This is a genomic window from Psychrobacter sp. DM8 (assembly GCF_051307025.1).
In the GTDB taxonomy this organism is placed as follows: domain Bacteria; phylum Pseudomonadota; class Gammaproteobacteria; order Pseudomonadales; family Moraxellaceae; genus Psychrobacter.
The window spans coordinates 776,250-791,897 of sequence record NZ_CP195538.1; the positions used below are offsets into that span (position 1 = coordinate 776,250).

13 protein-coding genes are annotated in these 15,648 nt (G+C 45.1%); 9 read left to right on the plus strand and 4 right to left on the minus strand.

What is annotated here, in order from left to right; genetic code table 11:
* The first annotated feature begins 1 nt into the window (after position 1).
* The 3 genes from nuoM (at position 2) to ACR64J_RS03465 (ending at position 4,163) form a co-directional block, all read left to right on the plus strand.
* A complete protein-coding gene (gene nuoM / locus ACR64J_RS03455; protein WP_435950432.1) occupies positions 2-1,627 on the plus strand; it encodes an NADH-quinone oxidoreductase subunit M in 1,626 nt (541 codons plus the stop codon).
* Between the two features lie 3 nt (positions 1,628-1,630).
* On the plus strand, positions 1,631-3,109 hold the full coding sequence (locus ACR64J_RS03460; protein ID WP_317200276.1) for an NADH-quinone oxidoreductase subunit N: 1,479 nt from the start codon (positions 1,631-1,633) through the stop codon (positions 3,107-3,109).
* 232 nt (positions 3,110-3,341) lie between these two features.
* A complete protein-coding gene (locus ACR64J_RS03465) occupies positions 3,342-4,163 on the plus strand; it encodes a ferredoxin--NADP reductase (protein WP_435950433.1) in 822 nt (273 codons plus the stop codon).
* Between the two features lie 96 nt (positions 4,164-4,259).
* On the opposite strand, the gene ACR64J_RS03470 is transcribed toward ACR64J_RS03465, so the two are convergent.
* Positions 4,260-5,072, minus strand: a complete 813-nt coding sequence (locus ACR64J_RS03470; protein WP_435950434.1) for a hypothetical protein — start codon at positions 5,070-5,072, stop codon at positions 4,260-4,262.
* A 272-nt stretch (positions 5,073-5,344) separates the two neighbouring features.
* Between ACR64J_RS03470 and ACR64J_RS03475 the strand changes: the two genes are divergently transcribed.
* Both ACR64J_RS03475 and ACR64J_RS03480 read left to right on the plus strand, forming a co-directional pair.
* The gene (locus tag ACR64J_RS03475) at positions 5,345-6,232 is read left to right on the plus strand and encodes an energy transducer TonB (protein ID WP_435950435.1); all 888 of its coding nucleotides are present in this window, start codon (positions 5,345-5,347) and stop codon (positions 6,230-6,232) included.
* Between the two features lie 110 nt (positions 6,233-6,342).
* Complete coding sequence (locus ACR64J_RS03480) at positions 6,343-7,218, plus strand: mechanosensitive ion channel family protein (protein ID WP_317200273.1); 876 nt, start codon at positions 6,343-6,345, stop codon at positions 7,216-7,218.
* Between the two features lie 9 nt (positions 7,219-7,227).
* On the opposite strand, the gene ybeY is transcribed toward ACR64J_RS03480, so the two are convergent.
* The gene (gene ybeY / locus ACR64J_RS03485; RefSeq protein WP_435950436.1) at positions 7,228-7,851 is read right to left on the minus strand and encodes an rRNA maturation RNase YbeY; all 624 of its coding nucleotides are present in this window, start codon (positions 7,849-7,851) and stop codon (positions 7,228-7,230) included.
* A gap of 113 nt (positions 7,852-7,964) precedes the next feature.
* A complete protein-coding gene (locus tag ACR64J_RS03490) occupies positions 7,965-9,059 on the minus strand; it encodes a PhoH family protein (RefSeq protein ID WP_435951017.1) in 1,095 nt (364 codons plus the stop codon).
* 438 nt (positions 9,060-9,497) lie between these two features.
* On the opposite strand from ACR64J_RS03490, the gene ACR64J_RS03495 reads away from it, so the two are divergent.
* The 4 genes from ACR64J_RS03495 to ACR64J_RS03510 all read left to right on the plus strand — a co-directional run bounded on the left by ACR64J_RS03495 (position 9,498) and on the right by ACR64J_RS03510 (position 14,487).
* Positions 9,498-10,808, plus strand: coding sequence for a UbiH/UbiF/VisC/COQ6 family ubiquinone biosynthesis hydroxylase (locus tag ACR64J_RS03495; protein ID WP_435950437.1), 1,311 nt, complete (start codon positions 9,498-9,500; stop codon positions 10,806-10,808).
* A 66-nt stretch (positions 10,809-10,874) separates the two neighbouring features.
* Positions 10,875-12,134, plus strand: coding sequence for an FAD-dependent monooxygenase (locus tag ACR64J_RS03500; protein WP_435950438.1), 1,260 nt, complete (start codon positions 10,875-10,877; stop codon positions 12,132-12,134).
* A 63-nt stretch (positions 12,135-12,197) separates the two neighbouring features.
* Positions 12,198-13,139 carry a COG2958 family protein gene (locus ACR64J_RS03505; RefSeq protein WP_435950439.1) on the plus strand — a complete coding sequence of 314 codons (942 nt, stop codon included), beginning with the start codon at positions 12,198-12,200 and terminating at the stop codon, positions 13,137-13,139.
* 160 nt (positions 13,140-13,299) lie between these two features.
* Positions 13,300-14,487: a hypothetical protein gene (locus ACR64J_RS03510; RefSeq protein WP_435950440.1), complete on the plus strand. Its 1,188-nt coding sequence runs from the start codon at positions 13,300-13,302 to the stop codon at positions 14,485-14,487.
* A 65-nt stretch (positions 14,488-14,552) separates the two neighbouring features.
* On the opposite strand, the gene ACR64J_RS03515 is transcribed toward ACR64J_RS03510, so the two are convergent.
* A complete protein-coding gene (locus tag ACR64J_RS03515; RefSeq protein ID WP_435950441.1) occupies positions 14,553-15,464 on the minus strand; it encodes a lysine exporter LysO family protein in 912 nt (303 codons plus the stop codon).
* Between the last annotated feature and the right edge of the window lie 184 nt (positions 15,465-15,648).

Genomic DNA, 15,648 nt, shown 5'->3' on the forward strand with positions numbered 1-15,648 from the left:
GATGATTGAGTTACAACAAACGTGGATGCTACCGGCGCTCATTACAATACCCTTTATAGCAGGCCTGCTGTGCTGGTTGGTTGAGCGCTTTAACAAGCGTTTACCGCGCTGGATTGCTCTGATTGGTATGACACTGACGTTTTTATTGTCATTGGTACTCTGGCAATATGGCGACTTTAGCGGTATGAGCAAGCAGGTCATTGCGCCGCAATCGGCAGTGCCTTGGGTCGCTGAGTTTAGTGTGCCTTGGATACCGAGCTTCGGTATTAGTTTTCATCTGGCGATGGATGGTATGTCGCTACTGATGATTGCCTTAACAGGCTTGTTAGGAGTAGCGGCAGTTGCGTGCTCATGGAACGAGATTCAGCGACGCGTTGGGTTCTTCCATTTGAACTTGCTATGGAGTTTGGGCGGGGTCATCGGGGTATTCTTAGCGATTGATCTGTTCTTATTCTTCTTCTTTTGGGAGATGATGCTCGTTCCAATCTATTTCTTGATCGCTATTTGGGGTCATGATGTCGTCGGAAAAACCAAAGAATACGCGGCGACCAAGTTCTTTATCTATACCCAAGCCTCTGGGCTTATCATGCTCATTGGTATCTTGGTACTGGTGATTATCAGTTACGCGCAAAGCGGTGTGGTCAGCTTTAATTACAATGATCTGCTCGGTACTAACCTTGGTGGCTGGGAATATCCGATCATGCTCTGCTTCTTCATTGGCTTTGCGGTCAAGCTGCCTATTATGCCTTTTCATGGCTGGTTACCTGATGCGCATGCGCAGGCGCCAACTGCAGGTTCGGTGGATTTGGCTGGGGTACTGATTAAAACAGCCGCTTACGGTTTGATTCGTTTTGTTTTACCGCTGTTTCCAGCCGCTTCGCAAGAGTTTGCGCCAATAGCGATGACTTTGGGTACGATAGGTATCTTTTATGGCGCGTGGCTTGCGTTTATGCAAACTGATATGAAGCGTTTGCTTGCTTATACGAGTATCTCGCACATGGGCTTTGTTGTGTTAGCCATTTACGCAGGTACGCTACTTAGCTTACAAGGACTGATGATTCAGATGCTCGCGCACGGTCTGAGCTCGGCGGCTCTCTTTATTATGGCAGGACAGCTCTATGAGCGTTTGCATACGCGTGATCTGACCGTGATGGGCGGTATGTGGGGACAGTTCCGCTATTATGCGCCGATCTTGATGTTCTTTTGTGCCGCGCTACTGGGTATCCCAGGTACGGGCAACTTCATCGGCGAGTTTATGATCTTGTTTGGTGCTTTTGCTCAGTATCCAGTGTTTGTGGTACTCGCGACGTTTAGCTTAGTGCTGGCAGGATTGTACTCACTTATCTTAATTTATCGTGCCTTATTTGGCGCTAATAATACCAAAGAAGTTGCCTTACATGAGACGCGCTCACATGGACTGCCCGAGCGTCCGCTAAAGGATTTGGGTCGCCGCGAGATTTCACTGCTGCTGGTATTAGCAGTGGGTCTGGTCTGGCTGGGACTGTATCCGCAGCCGATTCTCGATACCTCAAGCCACTCTATGCAGTGGATCAATAACGCTTATATTTATAGTGAAGTGTCACAAGCAGATGTGTTGCAATCACTTGATGCAATGGAGGCACGTTAAGTCATGAATGATTTTATGATGAATGATTTGATGGGGCTGATGCCTTATGCGCCTATTATTATCGTGGTGATTACGGTGCTGCTAGTAATGATTGCCATTACGATCAAGCGCTCACACACGATCACAGGCACTATTACCGTTGTCGGATTAAACATTGCATTATTTACCTTAATCGGTCAGATGCTGGGCATGATTGAGCGCGGAGCCTTACTGCCTACTGCTGAGCAGCTCTTTGTCGTGGACAACTTTGCGCAGTTCAACATGATGATTATTCTGGTCTGCGCACTGGCTTGTTGTACGCTATCTTATGCTTATCTTGCCAATTTAAAAGACAATAAAGAAGAGCTATACATGCTCATTTTACTGTCGACTGTGGGCGCGCTACTTATGGTCTGTGCGCAGCATTTGGCGGCGTTCTTTATGAGCTTAGAGCTGTTATCAGTACCGCTATATGGCTTGCTCGCTTATACGTTCTTGCGTGAGAAATCTCTGGAGTCAGGGCTTAAGTATCTGGTGTTATCAGCGGCGGCCTCAGCGACTTTGCTCATGGGTATGGCGTTTATATACGCGCAGGTAGGCTCGCTAGGATTTAAGTCTATTAGTATTATGCTGGCAGGCTCTTTTGAGTCGCCCCTATTGATACTTGGCGTTGCCATGATGATGTTCGGTATCGCCTTTAAATTATCAGCAGCTCCTTTTCATGCGTGGACGCCTGATGTCTATGAAGGCGCGCCTGCTCCTATCGCGACTTATCTGGCGTCAGTCTCTAAAGTGGCGATGATGGCATTAGCGGTGCGGTTCTTAATTGATACCTCATTGTTGGCTTTGCCCTCTGTACAGATGCTGTTGATGGTGATGGCGACTTTATCTATCTTGGTCGGTAACTTGCTCGCGGTACGTCAGACGAACCTTAAGCGTCTGCTCGGTTATTCTTCTATCGCGCACATGGGTTATGTGCTGATCGTTATTGTGAGCCTCGGCGCGGGCGCTGATAGCATCTCTAGCATGTATATGGCGGTATATGCCTTTACCTCTATCGGTGCTTTTGGTGTGGTGACTTTGATGTCAAGCCCTTACAGATTATCAGGGGAGGCGGACGAGTTAGTGCACTATCAGGGGCTGTTTTGGCGTCGCCCAGTGTTGACTGCAGTCATGACGATTATGATGTTATCGCTCGCTGGTATTCCGCTGACGGCAGGCTTTATTACTAAGCTATTCGCAGTACTTGCCGCAGTACAAGGTACCAATTGGTTCTTGGCGGCGATGATTATCTTAGGTAGCTCAATCGGTCTGTTCTATTATCTGCGCGTGATGTTAACGCTATTTAAGCGTCCAAAGGCTTACGTAGAATTCGATGTCTCTGGACAGTGGGGCTTGCGTACTGGTGGTATTATGGTCATTGGCGTAACTTTAGCTATTCTCTTTTTCGGGATACTACCGAACAGTATGATTGAATGGGCAAGCCTGGCGCGCGTTTGGTAAAAGCGCAAATAGCAAACAGTACAGAGTAACCATACTCCTTACTGATAATGATATTGAAAAAATAAGGTGCGCTAAGTTTATGTTAAGCTTGGCGCACTTTTTTGCTATTGATTATCTACAATTAAGAGCCATACCTATACTTAAGTTATTTAAAATTAAGTTGTTTAAATTGGTCAGCAGTGCATCAGTGCTATTAGCATCTAAAAAACAAAATCTATAAGAGGCCTAAGTTATGAGTGATAATATTCAAACGGTTGAAGTATTAAGTAAGACCACTTGGACACCTAATCTATTTAGCTTTACCGTTAGTCGTCCTGATAGCTTTAAATTTACCGCAGGGCAATTTGTACGTTTGGGCGTCAATCCTAGCCAGTTAAAGCACTACAAGCACGCAGATAGCCAAACCAAAGAGACTGCGCCTGATGAGGACATCTTTCGTGCTTACTCCATTGTGTCATCGCCCTTTGATGAGGTGTTAGAGTTTTTCTCTATCGTTATCGCTGATGGTGCGTTTACCTCCCAGCTTCAGTATTTGCAAGTGAGCGACGAGCTACTACTGAACACCACGCCGTTTGGGTTTTTGACATTAGCTCGCTACCAAAAGCCTGATCCAAAAGATCTGTGGTTGCTGGCGACAGGAACAGGACTTGCGCCGTTTTTGTCGATGTTACAGGACTTACAAACGTGGCAGGATTACGAGCACATTGTCTTAGCTTACAGTGCCCGCAGCCTTGATGAGCTCGCTTATGTTGAGCAGATTGAGCGCTTGCAAGAGGACTTTGGCGCGCTCGTCGATAATCCTGCAACCCTTACCTTTATCCCTATTGTGACTCGCGAAGAAGTTGAGGGTGCACTAAGTGATCGATTACCTAAACTGCTCACGGACGGCACTTTGCAGAAGCGGGCAGGCATTGCGCTCGATATTGATAGTACGCACATTATGCTGTGCGGCAATCCTGATATGGTTGAGGATACCAAAGAGACGCTTAAGAGCTTGGGGCTGGTGATGAATCGGCGTGGCGAGGGCAATATCGCGGTAGAAAACTACTGGTAATTTGGGGTTTAAAATGTATGCTCTAAACCTCAAGTCAAAAAAAGACGGACTAGCCAATCGCTAATCCGTCTTTTTTTTCTTTCGAGATAACCCTGTCTACACGTTGCTAGGTTCAGTGGCATCCTCTACAGGGTGAATCGGACCTTTCATCAGCTCAGGTTCACCGCCTGTACCATAGTAGTCATCAGCTATATCATTATTTTTATCATCGTCATTAATAATATCCTCGCCGCTACTGCCGCCAAGCAAATCACGATAGTTGACTTGAGTCTTTAGCACCAGCTGTTCTTCTTCGACCTCGCCATAGTTGACTTGCACCTTACGTAGGGTGCTCATGATTTTTTGGTTCTTTTTAAGCCAGCGATTGATATCTAGGTAGATAATCTCGTCTTTGGCACGGGCAATATTGATATAAGACAAGATAAACCCTAACGGGTCTTTTTTAAGGACGCTGTGATAAAACCAGATAGCCAGTTTGACGCCTTGACGTTTCATAAAGGACTCACAGCGTAAATTGAGTACATCAGTATAAGTGAGCTGACCAAAGACAAAACGCTGAACGTTACGATCGAGCTGGACATGCACTAAGCTAAAGTTACTTGCGACCTCAGCATAAATCCCTGCGGCGTTGACCGTACAAAACAGACGAAACCAATCCTCATGCAGCTCGACTCTGATCTCTAATATCGCGCCCACATTGTCAGTGACAAACTTTTGCAGCGCATCGTTAACATACTGCTGCGCCACTGGTATCGACAATTCATCTTCGATCTTATCAGTGGTTTTGTTATACAAATTTTTGATAGCTTGAGTAACACTGCTCCAGCCGTCACTGAATGAATCGCTAAAGCGATCACCCATGTTTTCAAAGAAATGATCAAATTTGTCTGAACCATCAAAGTTACTCAAACGGATTATCCTTGTGCTTAATTATAATATCTGATGTCTTATCCAAAAGTCATGATGCTATATACTTTATAGCATGTGCTGGTGGCTAAAAATAGTATATAGCATTGAGCGGTACTACAAAACCGATAGGCTGACATTGTAGCAAATCAGCTCATAAAGTAATAAAAACACAACAGCGCAAAGTTATCATCATCTTGGGGTGTAGCCGTTTAATCAGCCCTCATGTTATGATAGCGACCAGATTGTTGTCGCCGTTTAAGCTGAGATCTCTTGTGACCTGTAATAAAGACTTGTATCGCGATCACTTTTTTGCAAAAGCACCTAAAAAAAATATCAGCCTACCTGTCGCTATTGTCATCGCAATTGGCATTCATGCACTAATTATCTTCGGTATTGGTTTTTCGGTAGGACAGGATCCTGCCGCCGTCATGCAAGACGTCGCTCAAGTGTTAACAGATGATATGACGCCGAATAAAGAGGCCAATTATATCGCTAATGGCTCCCAAAAGGGTGGCGGTACAGTCATAGAAAGGGTTCGGCAAGAGAGCGCTCATATTAGCTCTATGTCTGCGCTACAGATTAGTCAAACTCAGGACGTAATCAACTTACCGCGTAAAGCCCGTGAGCGGCGTTATCAAGAGAGCTACCTGCGCACAACGCTCAGCTGGCGCCAGGCGAGTATTGAGTCTGACAACGATAGCAAGCAAGCGCAAGATAATATAATGGTGCAAGAGGAGCGGCTCCGTAAACAGATTGCGACGTTAGAGACACAGTTGTCTCAGCGCCAGCAGATATATGCGACTCAATCAAAAGCCCGTACGCTCGATAGCAACTCAACGACCAAGGGCGCGGCAGCTGATTATATCAATACCTTTCGCGAGTACGTAGAGCGTGTTGGCAATCTCAATTATCCAGCGCAGGCACGCGCTCAGAGCATTACTGGTGACGTACGTTTGATGGTTATTATCAATAATGATGGCACAATCAAAGCCATCAGCTTGCTTGAGAGCTCAGGGTCGAGGATATTGGATGAAGGTGCAAAGCAGTCTGTGCGCAAGGCGGCGCCCTTTGGCAAATTTACCAGGGACATGCGTGATATCCCAGAGTTACGGGTGATTCGTACTTATCGTTATAGTGACAGTGTCGAAGTTGTGTACTAAAGTATTCAACTATCAAGATATTGTACTGCTAAGCCATTAGACTATTGAGCTATTAAATAAGCTATCAAATCATTCAGCATTTAAGCTATTAAATCATTAAAAGAGTTTTTATGGAATTTTTAGGATTTACCTTCGATATTGCCGCACTGACACATAATGCGCTCACTGTAGTTATCAAAATTGCCTTTGCAATTCTCATATTCGTAGTGGGGCGCTGGATTGCCAAAAAACTAGTTACTTTTGTTAATCGTATGATGGTGCGTAGTCATTTAGAGACTACCGCTGCCAACTTTTTAAGTCGTTTGCTTTACGGTATTTTACTGGTTATTGTTATTTTGGCTGCGCTTAATGAAGTGGGCGTCCATACCACCTCTGTAGTCGCTATTTTGGGCGGTGCGGCAGTCGCTATTGGTCTATCACTCAAAGATCAGCTGTCAAACTTCGCTGCGGGGATTATGATTGTTACTTTTCGGCCTTTTGTTAAGGGTGATTATGTACAGATCAGTAGCTACACAGGTACAGTCGCTGAGATTACCTTGGTCAATACCCACCTGACTACGATTAATAACCACGACGTCATCATCCCTAATGGCGATATCACTACCTCTGCAGTCGTCAACTACACCGCGCTACCCAATCGCCGCGTCGATATCACTATCGGTGTGGGTTATGATGCAGACATCAAAAGAGCCAAGGATTTAATACTTAAATTGGCTAAAGAAAACCCCGTCGCTTTTGATGATCCTGAGCCTATCGTAAGAGTGACTAATTTGGGTGACAACTCAGTTGATCTGACTCTAAATGTATGGACAACCAATGCGGACTGGTGGTCGATGCAGTGCGATCTACTTGAGCAGTTCAAAGCCGTGTTCGACAGTGAAAAAATCGACATTCCGTTCCCGCAGCGTAGCGTACATATTAAAGGTCTGGATCAAATGATAACCAATATGGATCAATCTCAAAAGATTCCGATGAATAAAGATTAAAGCTTTTGATCATTGTTCCAAATACGGGTTAGGGATACCTAACCCTGCCAATATCTCAATCTCGAACTGCTCCATCTCGTCTTGCTCTGCTTGACCGATTTCATGATCAAAGCCTAGTAAATGCAAGATGCCATGTACTAGCAAATGGCTGATGTGCTGCGTTAGGCTTTTATTTTGCTCGGCGGCTTCGCGTACGATAACCTCATGACAAATAATCAGCTCGCCTAAAGGTAGCGTCGGCATTAGATGGATAATGCTGGCAGGCAAGTCACTGGGATACGACAAAATATTGGTCGCATAATCTTTGTCTCGCGCCTCCAGATTTAGCGCGCGTCCTTCGAGCTCATCTGTGATATAGATCTCTACTGATTTAATTTTATCTTGCCATACTGTCTTATCAATAGCTGCAAAATAGGGCAGCACGAGTCCATTTGCAATGCGCTCATCTATATACTCAAGCGTTGCTAGCATAACGGCTATTAAATTTTTGTGATTATAAAAGCTCTCTATAGTAGCGCTATTTATACTCTCGGCTGCGCTAATGTCTAAATCGGTACTGTCTAAATCAACACTGTCTAAATCAACACTGTGTGAATCAGCGCTACTGATGTCATCTCTATCGTTTTTGTCCATTACATTAGCCTTCTTATACAAAAGTTATGCAAAAAAACCGAACACTAAGTCCGGTTTTGAAATGATAATTATACTTATAGTGCTCATGCCTTAAGTGACCATGTCCTAAGTACTTATAGCTTAGCTGCTGCATCCGTTATAGCCTGACGGCGCTCTTGCTCTTTGATGCGCTCAAACTTACGCTTTTCTTGTAGCTCAAACTGTTCATCATCGAATACGTCATACGCTTCGACAATCTTTTGCACGAGTTGATGGCGTACTACGTCTTTTGAGTCAAACTTAGTGATATGAATCTCTTCGATACCGCTTAAGATATCCATCGCTTGCGCAAGACCTGATTTGCTACCACGAGGCAAATCAACTTGGGTAATATCGCCCGTGATGACCGCACGTGAGCCAAAACCTAAACGTGTCAAGAACATCTTCATCTGCTCAGGCGTGGTGTTTTGCGCCTCATCTAAGATTACAAATGAGTTATTCAAAGTACGACCGCGCATATAGGCAAGCGGCGCGACTTCAATGACTTGCCGCTCAAGCATCTTGCCAACTTTTTCAAAGCCAAGCATTTCATATAACGCATCATAAAGCGGACGCAGATAAGGATCGATCTTTTGCGTTAGATCGCCAGGCAAAAACCCAAGCTTTTCGCCAGCCTCTACCGCAGGACGCACAAGCAAGATACGCTCAATCTCGTTACGCTCAATCATATCGACTGCACAAGCAACTGCTAGATAGGTCTTACCCGTACCCGCAGGACCAATACCAAATGACACATCAGAGGATAAAATGTTTTTGACATAACGCTGCTGATTGCCGCCGCGCGGAATGATTCGACCTTTACGCGTGCGCAGACTGATTGGCGTGAACTCATCAGCGCTATCGTCTTCATCCATAGCGTCATCATCGGCTCTGGCGGCTTGCTTCTCGTCTTCCATGTCTTGATCACGTGAAATGCTGGCTTGAATAATAAGATGCAGCTCTTGTGCAGTGATGTCTTTTGAGTTCTGTGCTTCGTCTACCATTTTGTAGATGATACGTTCGCCGCGCTCAACATTAGTGATATCGCCACTTAAACAAAAATCGCCTTGGCGCTGGCTGATCTTGATATCGAGGCGCTCTTGAATATACTTCATATGATTGTTGTATTCACCGAGCACAGTTTTGAGCTGAGCTGGGGTAAGCGATTCAAACTTGATACGGCGGCTCATGGAATCAGTCAAATGATTATCCTTGTATGGTTGACCCTTATTTTTAGGGTTAAATAGCTGACAAAATAGTTAAAATCTCTACTCTCATTATGGTTCATAGAATATAAATTTCAAGCCGCGCCGCACGTGATAACCGTCTGTTTTGTATGGCGATTGCAACTACTATTGTCAGCAATGGCTTTCTGGTTCAACAACTGGCATTTGCTAATGCGTCTACGGTATAGATATCGTCAAAGACGCCAAGCAAGCAGAATGTAAAAGGGGCAACTTGTGGTAATCTATCCTCTAAACTAATTTATGCTCTAAACTAATCTATACTCTAAACATTAGCGATTCGATATAGACACTTATAAAACGTGTCTTTTATTACTAAAATAAATTTTTAAATGAAATTCATACCAAAAACAGACTTACCCAGTCAAAATAGGATAGCCAACTATGCACGATATAGAAGAGATAACAGAGCAAAGTTCCAGTGATCATTCTAAAAGTAAAGACAGCTTAACCTCTCAGCAAGTGCTGATAGCAGGCGGCGGTCATGTGGGTTTATCTTTTGCTCTATTGCTTGCGCATCATGGTATCACCAGCACGTTACTGGAAAAAAACAGCTATCCTGATATCAGCCCTGATGATGACGAGCTGCGCAGTCACTACTTAGACAGTCGCAACACCGCTCTTTCGCGGCGCAGCGTACAGATTTACCAAGAGATAGGGTTGTGGGACGAGCTACAAAGCCATGCTTGCCGTATCGATGTAGTACAGATTAGCGAGCAGGGCAGCTTTGGGCGCGCGCAGCTTAATAAAGAAGAGGAGCGTGTTGAATCCTTTGGACAAGTGATGGAAAACGCTTGGCTTGGGCGTAAGCTTTTGCTAGCAGCCAAAGCGTCGCCGCTGATTACGCTTATCGATAACGCTGATGTCACAAACGTCGAGCAATTCTCTAATAGCGTCAGCGTCACCTTTAACTATTATGACGGCGATGAGGACGCGCAGCAGTTGCAAGGTAGCGTACTGGTGGCTTGTGATGGACGCGATTCGACAGTACGTCAGCTGTTAGATATCGGCACTAAGACTTATGATTATGGCCAAACGGCTATCGTTGGTGTCGTCGAAACTGATAAGCCTCACGAACATATCGCCATTGAGCGCTTTAGTCCAGCAGGACCGCTTGCCGTATTGCCACTGACTGATCCAGAGGGCGATGGCAATGAGGAGTTTCAAACGGGTTATAGACGTTCGGTGGTCTGGGTCTGTCCAACTGGCGAGGAGACGCAATATCTGGACGACGACGCGCATTTCTTGGCGACGATGCAACAGGCCTTTGGTACGCGCGCAGGCACCTTTATCAAAGCCGGTCGCCGCGGCGCGTATCCGCTAACGCGCGTACTTGCTGACAAACAAGTTGCGGGTCGCTGCGTTATCATGGGTAATGCCGCCCATACTTTGCATCCTGTCGCAGGACAGGGCTTTAACCTCTGTATGCGAGACGCGCATGTGCTGGCGCAAATGATGAGCGCGCAAGTATTAAAGGGTGCTGATATTGGCGACGCGCAATTATTAAAGCGCTATGAAAAAGCACGTCAAACTGATCAAAAGCGGGTGATTCGTTTTTGTGATGCGGTGGTACATGGCTTTACCCATCCTAATCCAGCGATTAAGCTTGCGCGTAATGTTGCCTTGCTGGCTTTTGATAAGCTACCAAACATCAAGCCTTTAGTAGCCACTTATGCGATGGGGCTAAAGTCTTAATCACTACTTTTAAAGCTCGATAACCGTTTATCACATATCTTACAGCTTATATTCTGGATAATAATTATGAAACACAATCACACGCTTATCATTGGCGGCGGCGTTGTTGGTGCAACGCTAGCGCTAAAGCTTGCGCAAGCTAAGTTGCCAGTTACTTTGGTCGATGCCAGCCCTATCCGTAGCGAGGCTGAATGGCAAACGGTGCTCGAGCGCCGTGATGCCCGCGTCTATGCCCTAAGTCTAGCAAGTATCAAGCTGCTAGAGGAGGTTGGAGTTTGGCAAAAGATAGCCAAGTCCGCGCGCAAAGCCGACTACTCACAAATGCAGGTATGGCAATTAAACGGTCGCGGTGAGCTGTTATTCGGTGATGATAGTGATACAGAGAATGAGAAGGGGATGCTCGGTAGTATGGTGGAGCCGCTAGTCATTGAACACGCGCTATGGCAGCGTCTGTTGGAGGATGGTATAAGCGATTATCTAACGGTCATCAAAGGGCAAAAGGTGACGCAAATGGATTGGCTTGGTGCAGAATTGGGCTACCGCGTCACTCTAGATGACGATACCGTTATCGACGCTCAACTGGTGGTCGGTGCTGATGGTCGCAGCTCGTTCGTGCGTCAAAAGGCTGCTATTGGACTCGATACCCTTGACTATCATCAAACCGCAATTTGCTGCGCGATTCAAACGGCTAAAGCGCATAATGCCACTGCCCGCCAAGCCATGCTGCCTACGGGTACGTTAGCACTCTTGCCTTTAGCGGATATCACAGCAGAAGACAAGGCGCGTCCGCAGCATTGGCAATCAGTCGTCTGGACGCTGCCGCGCAATCAGGCACTGTCACTACTAGAGGAGGACGCGCGTACTATCGCTGATAAGCTCGCCTCCGCCAGTAACTACGAGCTTGGGGCAATAGAAAAAATAGAGTCCATTGCCAGTTGGCCGTTAGGGGCTCAGCAAGCCAAAAGCTATGCCGCTGACAATCTGGTCTTGATTGGGGACGCTGCGCATGGCGTGCATCCACTCGCTGGACAAGGACTCAATCTAGGCATGTTAGACGTGCAAGCGCTGTATGATCAGCTCACTCATGACTTTGCCCGTAGTGGTGGCACGCTTTGGGGTAGCAGCCAAACTCTACGCCGTTATGAGCGCCTACGTCGTCCGCATAACAGCCTGATGATGCATAGCTTTTCGGCGCTAAACTGGCTATTCGCAGGATCAGCCGCGCAGCTGCGCCCCATCCAACAAATCCGCAATGAAGGCATGTACCGCGTGGGCAAGATTAAGCCGCTTATGAGATTGTTTGCGAAGCAGGCGAGTGGGGTTTAGGAATCATTGCTAACCAAACGAATCAATAATAACACTGTCAGTAAATTTTAAAATTGAGTTGATATGACAACTAGAGTTCAAATGATAATAGAAACGCTTAGAGATAATCCTAAGCGTACTTTCACTGCCCGTGAAATGGCGGAACTATTTATCGAGCGATATCCAAACGAAATTAAAGAGAAACAGAAAAACCCTCGTTATAGAAATCATAATGAGTTAATAGCTCAATTAGCTGCTGAAATTGGTGGTGAGCGAACTCAAGCGGCTAAGAATCAATGCAAAAATATAGCCACGAAGGACAAGCCAAGACCGAGACTATATCACTGGTTGGAAGATGTCACTATTCCTGATGCTATAAATTCAACTACTTTTGAAAAACCAAACGTTCACTCCTCAATTGGCGATAGTGGGACAGATGTTCCTATATTAAGTGAACAAGAACTCTATCCACTACTAATTAAATTTTTAGCGGAAGATACGGGTCTTTTCTGCAAACGAATTGATGAGCGAAAATCAAGAAATACTCAAGGCGCAGGTGGAAATCATTGGCTACATCCTGATATTGTCGCTTTAGAAACGTTAGATAAAAACTGGTCTAGTGTAGTAAGAGACTGTGTGCGTAATAGTAATGATGCTTTTGTGCGACTATGGTCTTTTGAAGTAAAAAAAGATTTAAACAAAGGTAATGTCCGTAAAAGCTTTTTTCAAGCGGTCTCGAATTCTAGCTGGGCTAACTATGCGTATTTAGTTGCGACAGGGTTAGATTCTGCAGTAGAAGGTGAGTTGCAAATGCTTGCAGGTTTACATGGGGTAGGCGTATTAATATTAAATACTCAATCACTTTTTGATAGTCAGATATTAATACCAGCAAGGGAGCGCAATAATATAGATTGGTTATCTGTCAATCGTATTACTGAAGAGAATAAAGATTTTGACTCATTTATTGATCAAGTGGGAATTTATATACAGACTGGTAGAATTACTAAAAGTTTATGGAACAGCTAGTTCAGAAATTAACTTAGCGTTTCAGCAGTGATGGAGAACCGCTACTTGCAAAAGCAGAGGTAACGGTCATATTTTTGACTATATTAGCCTATAAAAAATGACTGTACAATTTATTTAGTTAAGAATGAAAGTTTAATATAAAAATCCAAAGGCAAACCGCATGCTCATTCCAAAATACTGGGCGCAACATAAACAGCGCTTTGAGTCGAAAGTGACAGCTAGCCAATTGTCTAAGCAAGCCACTATTAAACGCTATGGCTGGTCGGATATCAGTCAAAGCAATGCTTTGGAGCATGCTAAAGCGCGGGTGGCTAAGGCGCATAAGCGCTGGCTAGCAGGCGAGGATATCCTACGCCGTGAGCGCAAGGAAGAATATAACCGAGAAAATGGCATTCCCATCCGTGAGCAAGTTATCTCTGAGCAGGTTTTCCCTTCATTCTCGCAATCAAAAACTGCATCAACGCAGCTGATTGTCACCCGCAACAGCTACGGCGCGCAAGTCGCTAACGTCGATAATATCGCTATCATTGATGTTGATAATGATGATTTATTACATCATCTCTATCCTGATAATTATGACAGTCATGGCTTTATACCTATTTTGGTCACTACTCAAAGCGTATCTTCGAATAAAATAAAGGTTTGGTTTTCTGTATTTGTGTTTATTTTGATCGCCAGCGTCATCGCTTATTTGGGCCTGTCATGGTTATGGCTATTAGCATTTATGATAGGCGTCACGGCTTATCTATGGCAACAAGCCAACCAAAAAGACAAAGCACGTGCGCAAAAATATGCGGATGACAAAGCCTCTCTACAGCCTTTTATAGCTGGCTTAATTCAAAAACGCATTGCCAGTTATCCTAATGAATCGTTTCACTTGTATGAGACGCCCGCAGGCTTTCGTATCATAGCCACTCACGATATCATCGCGCCAAGCGCTAAAGTCGTTACTGAGTGGTTTACCACCTTTTACGCTGACGCTAACTATGTACGCCTGTGTCAAGCGCAGCAGTGCTTTCGCGCGCGACTTACTGCCAAGCCTTGGCGTATGAGTGAGGTCAACGACAAGCGGGTCTTAGACAAAAACATTCCGACCACAGATTTTTGGTCGATGCCTGCTGAGGATGTCGATAGCGATGAAAACCAGTCACGCTATATAGAGCTTGAGGCAAGAGATAAATGGATTGTGGACTATGATACCTTTGCTAAAGGCTATAGGGCGTGTCGTTATGTCGAGAGTTTTTCGGGACGAGACGCCAATACTCAGCGAAAGCATGAGACGATTCAGGCATTTATTAGATGGCATGATAAAATTTGTCAGGTGGATAAAGAGCTGCCGTTGGCTTGATTTATCTTTATGTAGAAGAAAGGACTCATCACAAAGCTAACTGTAGTTAATTGCCACCATTATACCTACCCTAGAGATGAGAATAACACCATCAATACTGGTGAGACAATATTAATAATAAAGCCAAAACTAATCGCTAGTGGCACGACTTTGAGGCCGCCCGATTGCTGAATAATCGGCAAGGTGAAATCAAGACTGGTTGCGCCGCCAAGACCTACCGCCGCGGATGGATACTTGCGCATAAAGACGGGGATAAATATCAGCGCAAAGAACTCGCGGATGAGATCGTTAAATAGCGCCACGCTGCCCCAAATCGCGCCATAAGCATCGGTCATGACGATAGCCGATAGTGAATACCAACCGAAGCCTGAGGCCAGTGCTAAGCCTTTGGTCCACGATACCTCACTAAACATCATGGCAAACATCACCCCGCCTACCAATACTGCGAGCGTAAAGATGACACTCATCTCAACGCCGCGCTTATTGAGCAGCACTTCTTTTAAAGTAATGCCTGAGCCTTTAAGACCAATGCCAACGAGCAAGATGAGTATCATCAGTAGAACGGTCATAGTATTTTCAGGCGGCATATAATTCTCAGGCAAAAAATAGCCAATCACCATACCGATGACCACACAGATAACCTGCGCCAAGCTGCCACGAATACTGACGCGATGCTCTTTGGATTTGGCGACAGGTTGTTTGGCCTGCCAAGGTTTGAGACGATCAAAAACCATCAATCCGATGAGTCCCGTACCAATAGTCAATATCGATAATACGGTAACATAGAGCGCAATCTCACCCACTTGACTGCCGAGCCCCTCAACTTGCGACAGCTCAATCCCAATCAAAGTCAAAATAATAAACACTAAGTATGATAAGCCTTTGTCCGCAAGTATAGTCATCTTGGGATTTGATGGAATTGCAAAGCCAATGAACATCGGCATAAGAACAAGAACGAGAGTAATAAGGCTTTGCATAGAATAGGCTCGCAATATTTTACAAGGCGTTTTTGGGAAACCGGCGATTGTATCATAGTCCGCTATAAATGCGCTTATTTGGCTGTTTAAAGTAACAAATGATGAAGTGCAACTGACCTGATAAAATTTTTGACCGCTTGTTTTAATCGTTTACCTGATGCACTTTTGTTGTTACATTAAAGCA

What these genes read in the sequence shown, in the direction of transcription:
- ACR64J_RS03515 (WP_435950441.1), bottom strand. Translation starts at nt 15,464, where the DNA reads ATGCAAAGCCTTATTACTCTCGTTCTTGTTCTTATGCCGATGTTCATT.
- ACR64J_RS03490 (WP_435951017.1), bottom strand. Translation starts at nt 9,059, where the DNA reads ATGAGCCGCCGTATCAAGTTTGAATCGCTTACCCCAGCTCAGCTCAAA.
- ACR64J_RS03465 (WP_435950433.1), top strand. Translation starts at nt 3,342, where the DNA reads ATGAGTGATAATATTCAAACGGTTGAAGTATTAAGTAAGACCACTTGG.
- ACR64J_RS03500 (WP_435950438.1), top strand. Translation starts at nt 10,875, where the DNA reads ATGAAACACAATCACACGCTTATCATTGGCGGCGGCGTTGTTGGTGCA.
- ybeY (WP_435950436.1), bottom strand. Translation starts at nt 7,851, where the DNA reads ATGGACAAAAACGATAGAGATGACATCAGTAGCGCTGATTCACACAGT.
- nuoM (WP_435950432.1), top strand. Translation starts at nt 2, where the DNA reads ATGATTGAGTTACAACAAACGTGGATGCTACCGGCGCTCATTACAATA.
- ACR64J_RS03505 (WP_435950439.1), top strand. Translation starts at nt 12,198, where the DNA reads ATGACAACTAGAGTTCAAATGATAATAGAAACGCTTAGAGATAATCCT.
- ACR64J_RS03495 (WP_435950437.1), top strand. Translation starts at nt 9,498, where the DNA reads ATGCACGATATAGAAGAGATAACAGAGCAAAGTTCCAGTGATCATTCT.
- ACR64J_RS03480 (WP_317200273.1), top strand. Translation starts at nt 6,343, where the DNA reads ATGGAATTTTTAGGATTTACCTTCGATATTGCCGCACTGACACATAAT.
- ACR64J_RS03460 (WP_317200276.1), top strand. Translation starts at nt 1,631, where the DNA reads ATGAATGATTTTATGATGAATGATTTGATGGGGCTGATGCCTTATGCG.
- ACR64J_RS03510 (WP_435950440.1), top strand. Translation starts at nt 13,300, where the DNA reads ATGCTCATTCCAAAATACTGGGCGCAACATAAACAGCGCTTTGAGTCG.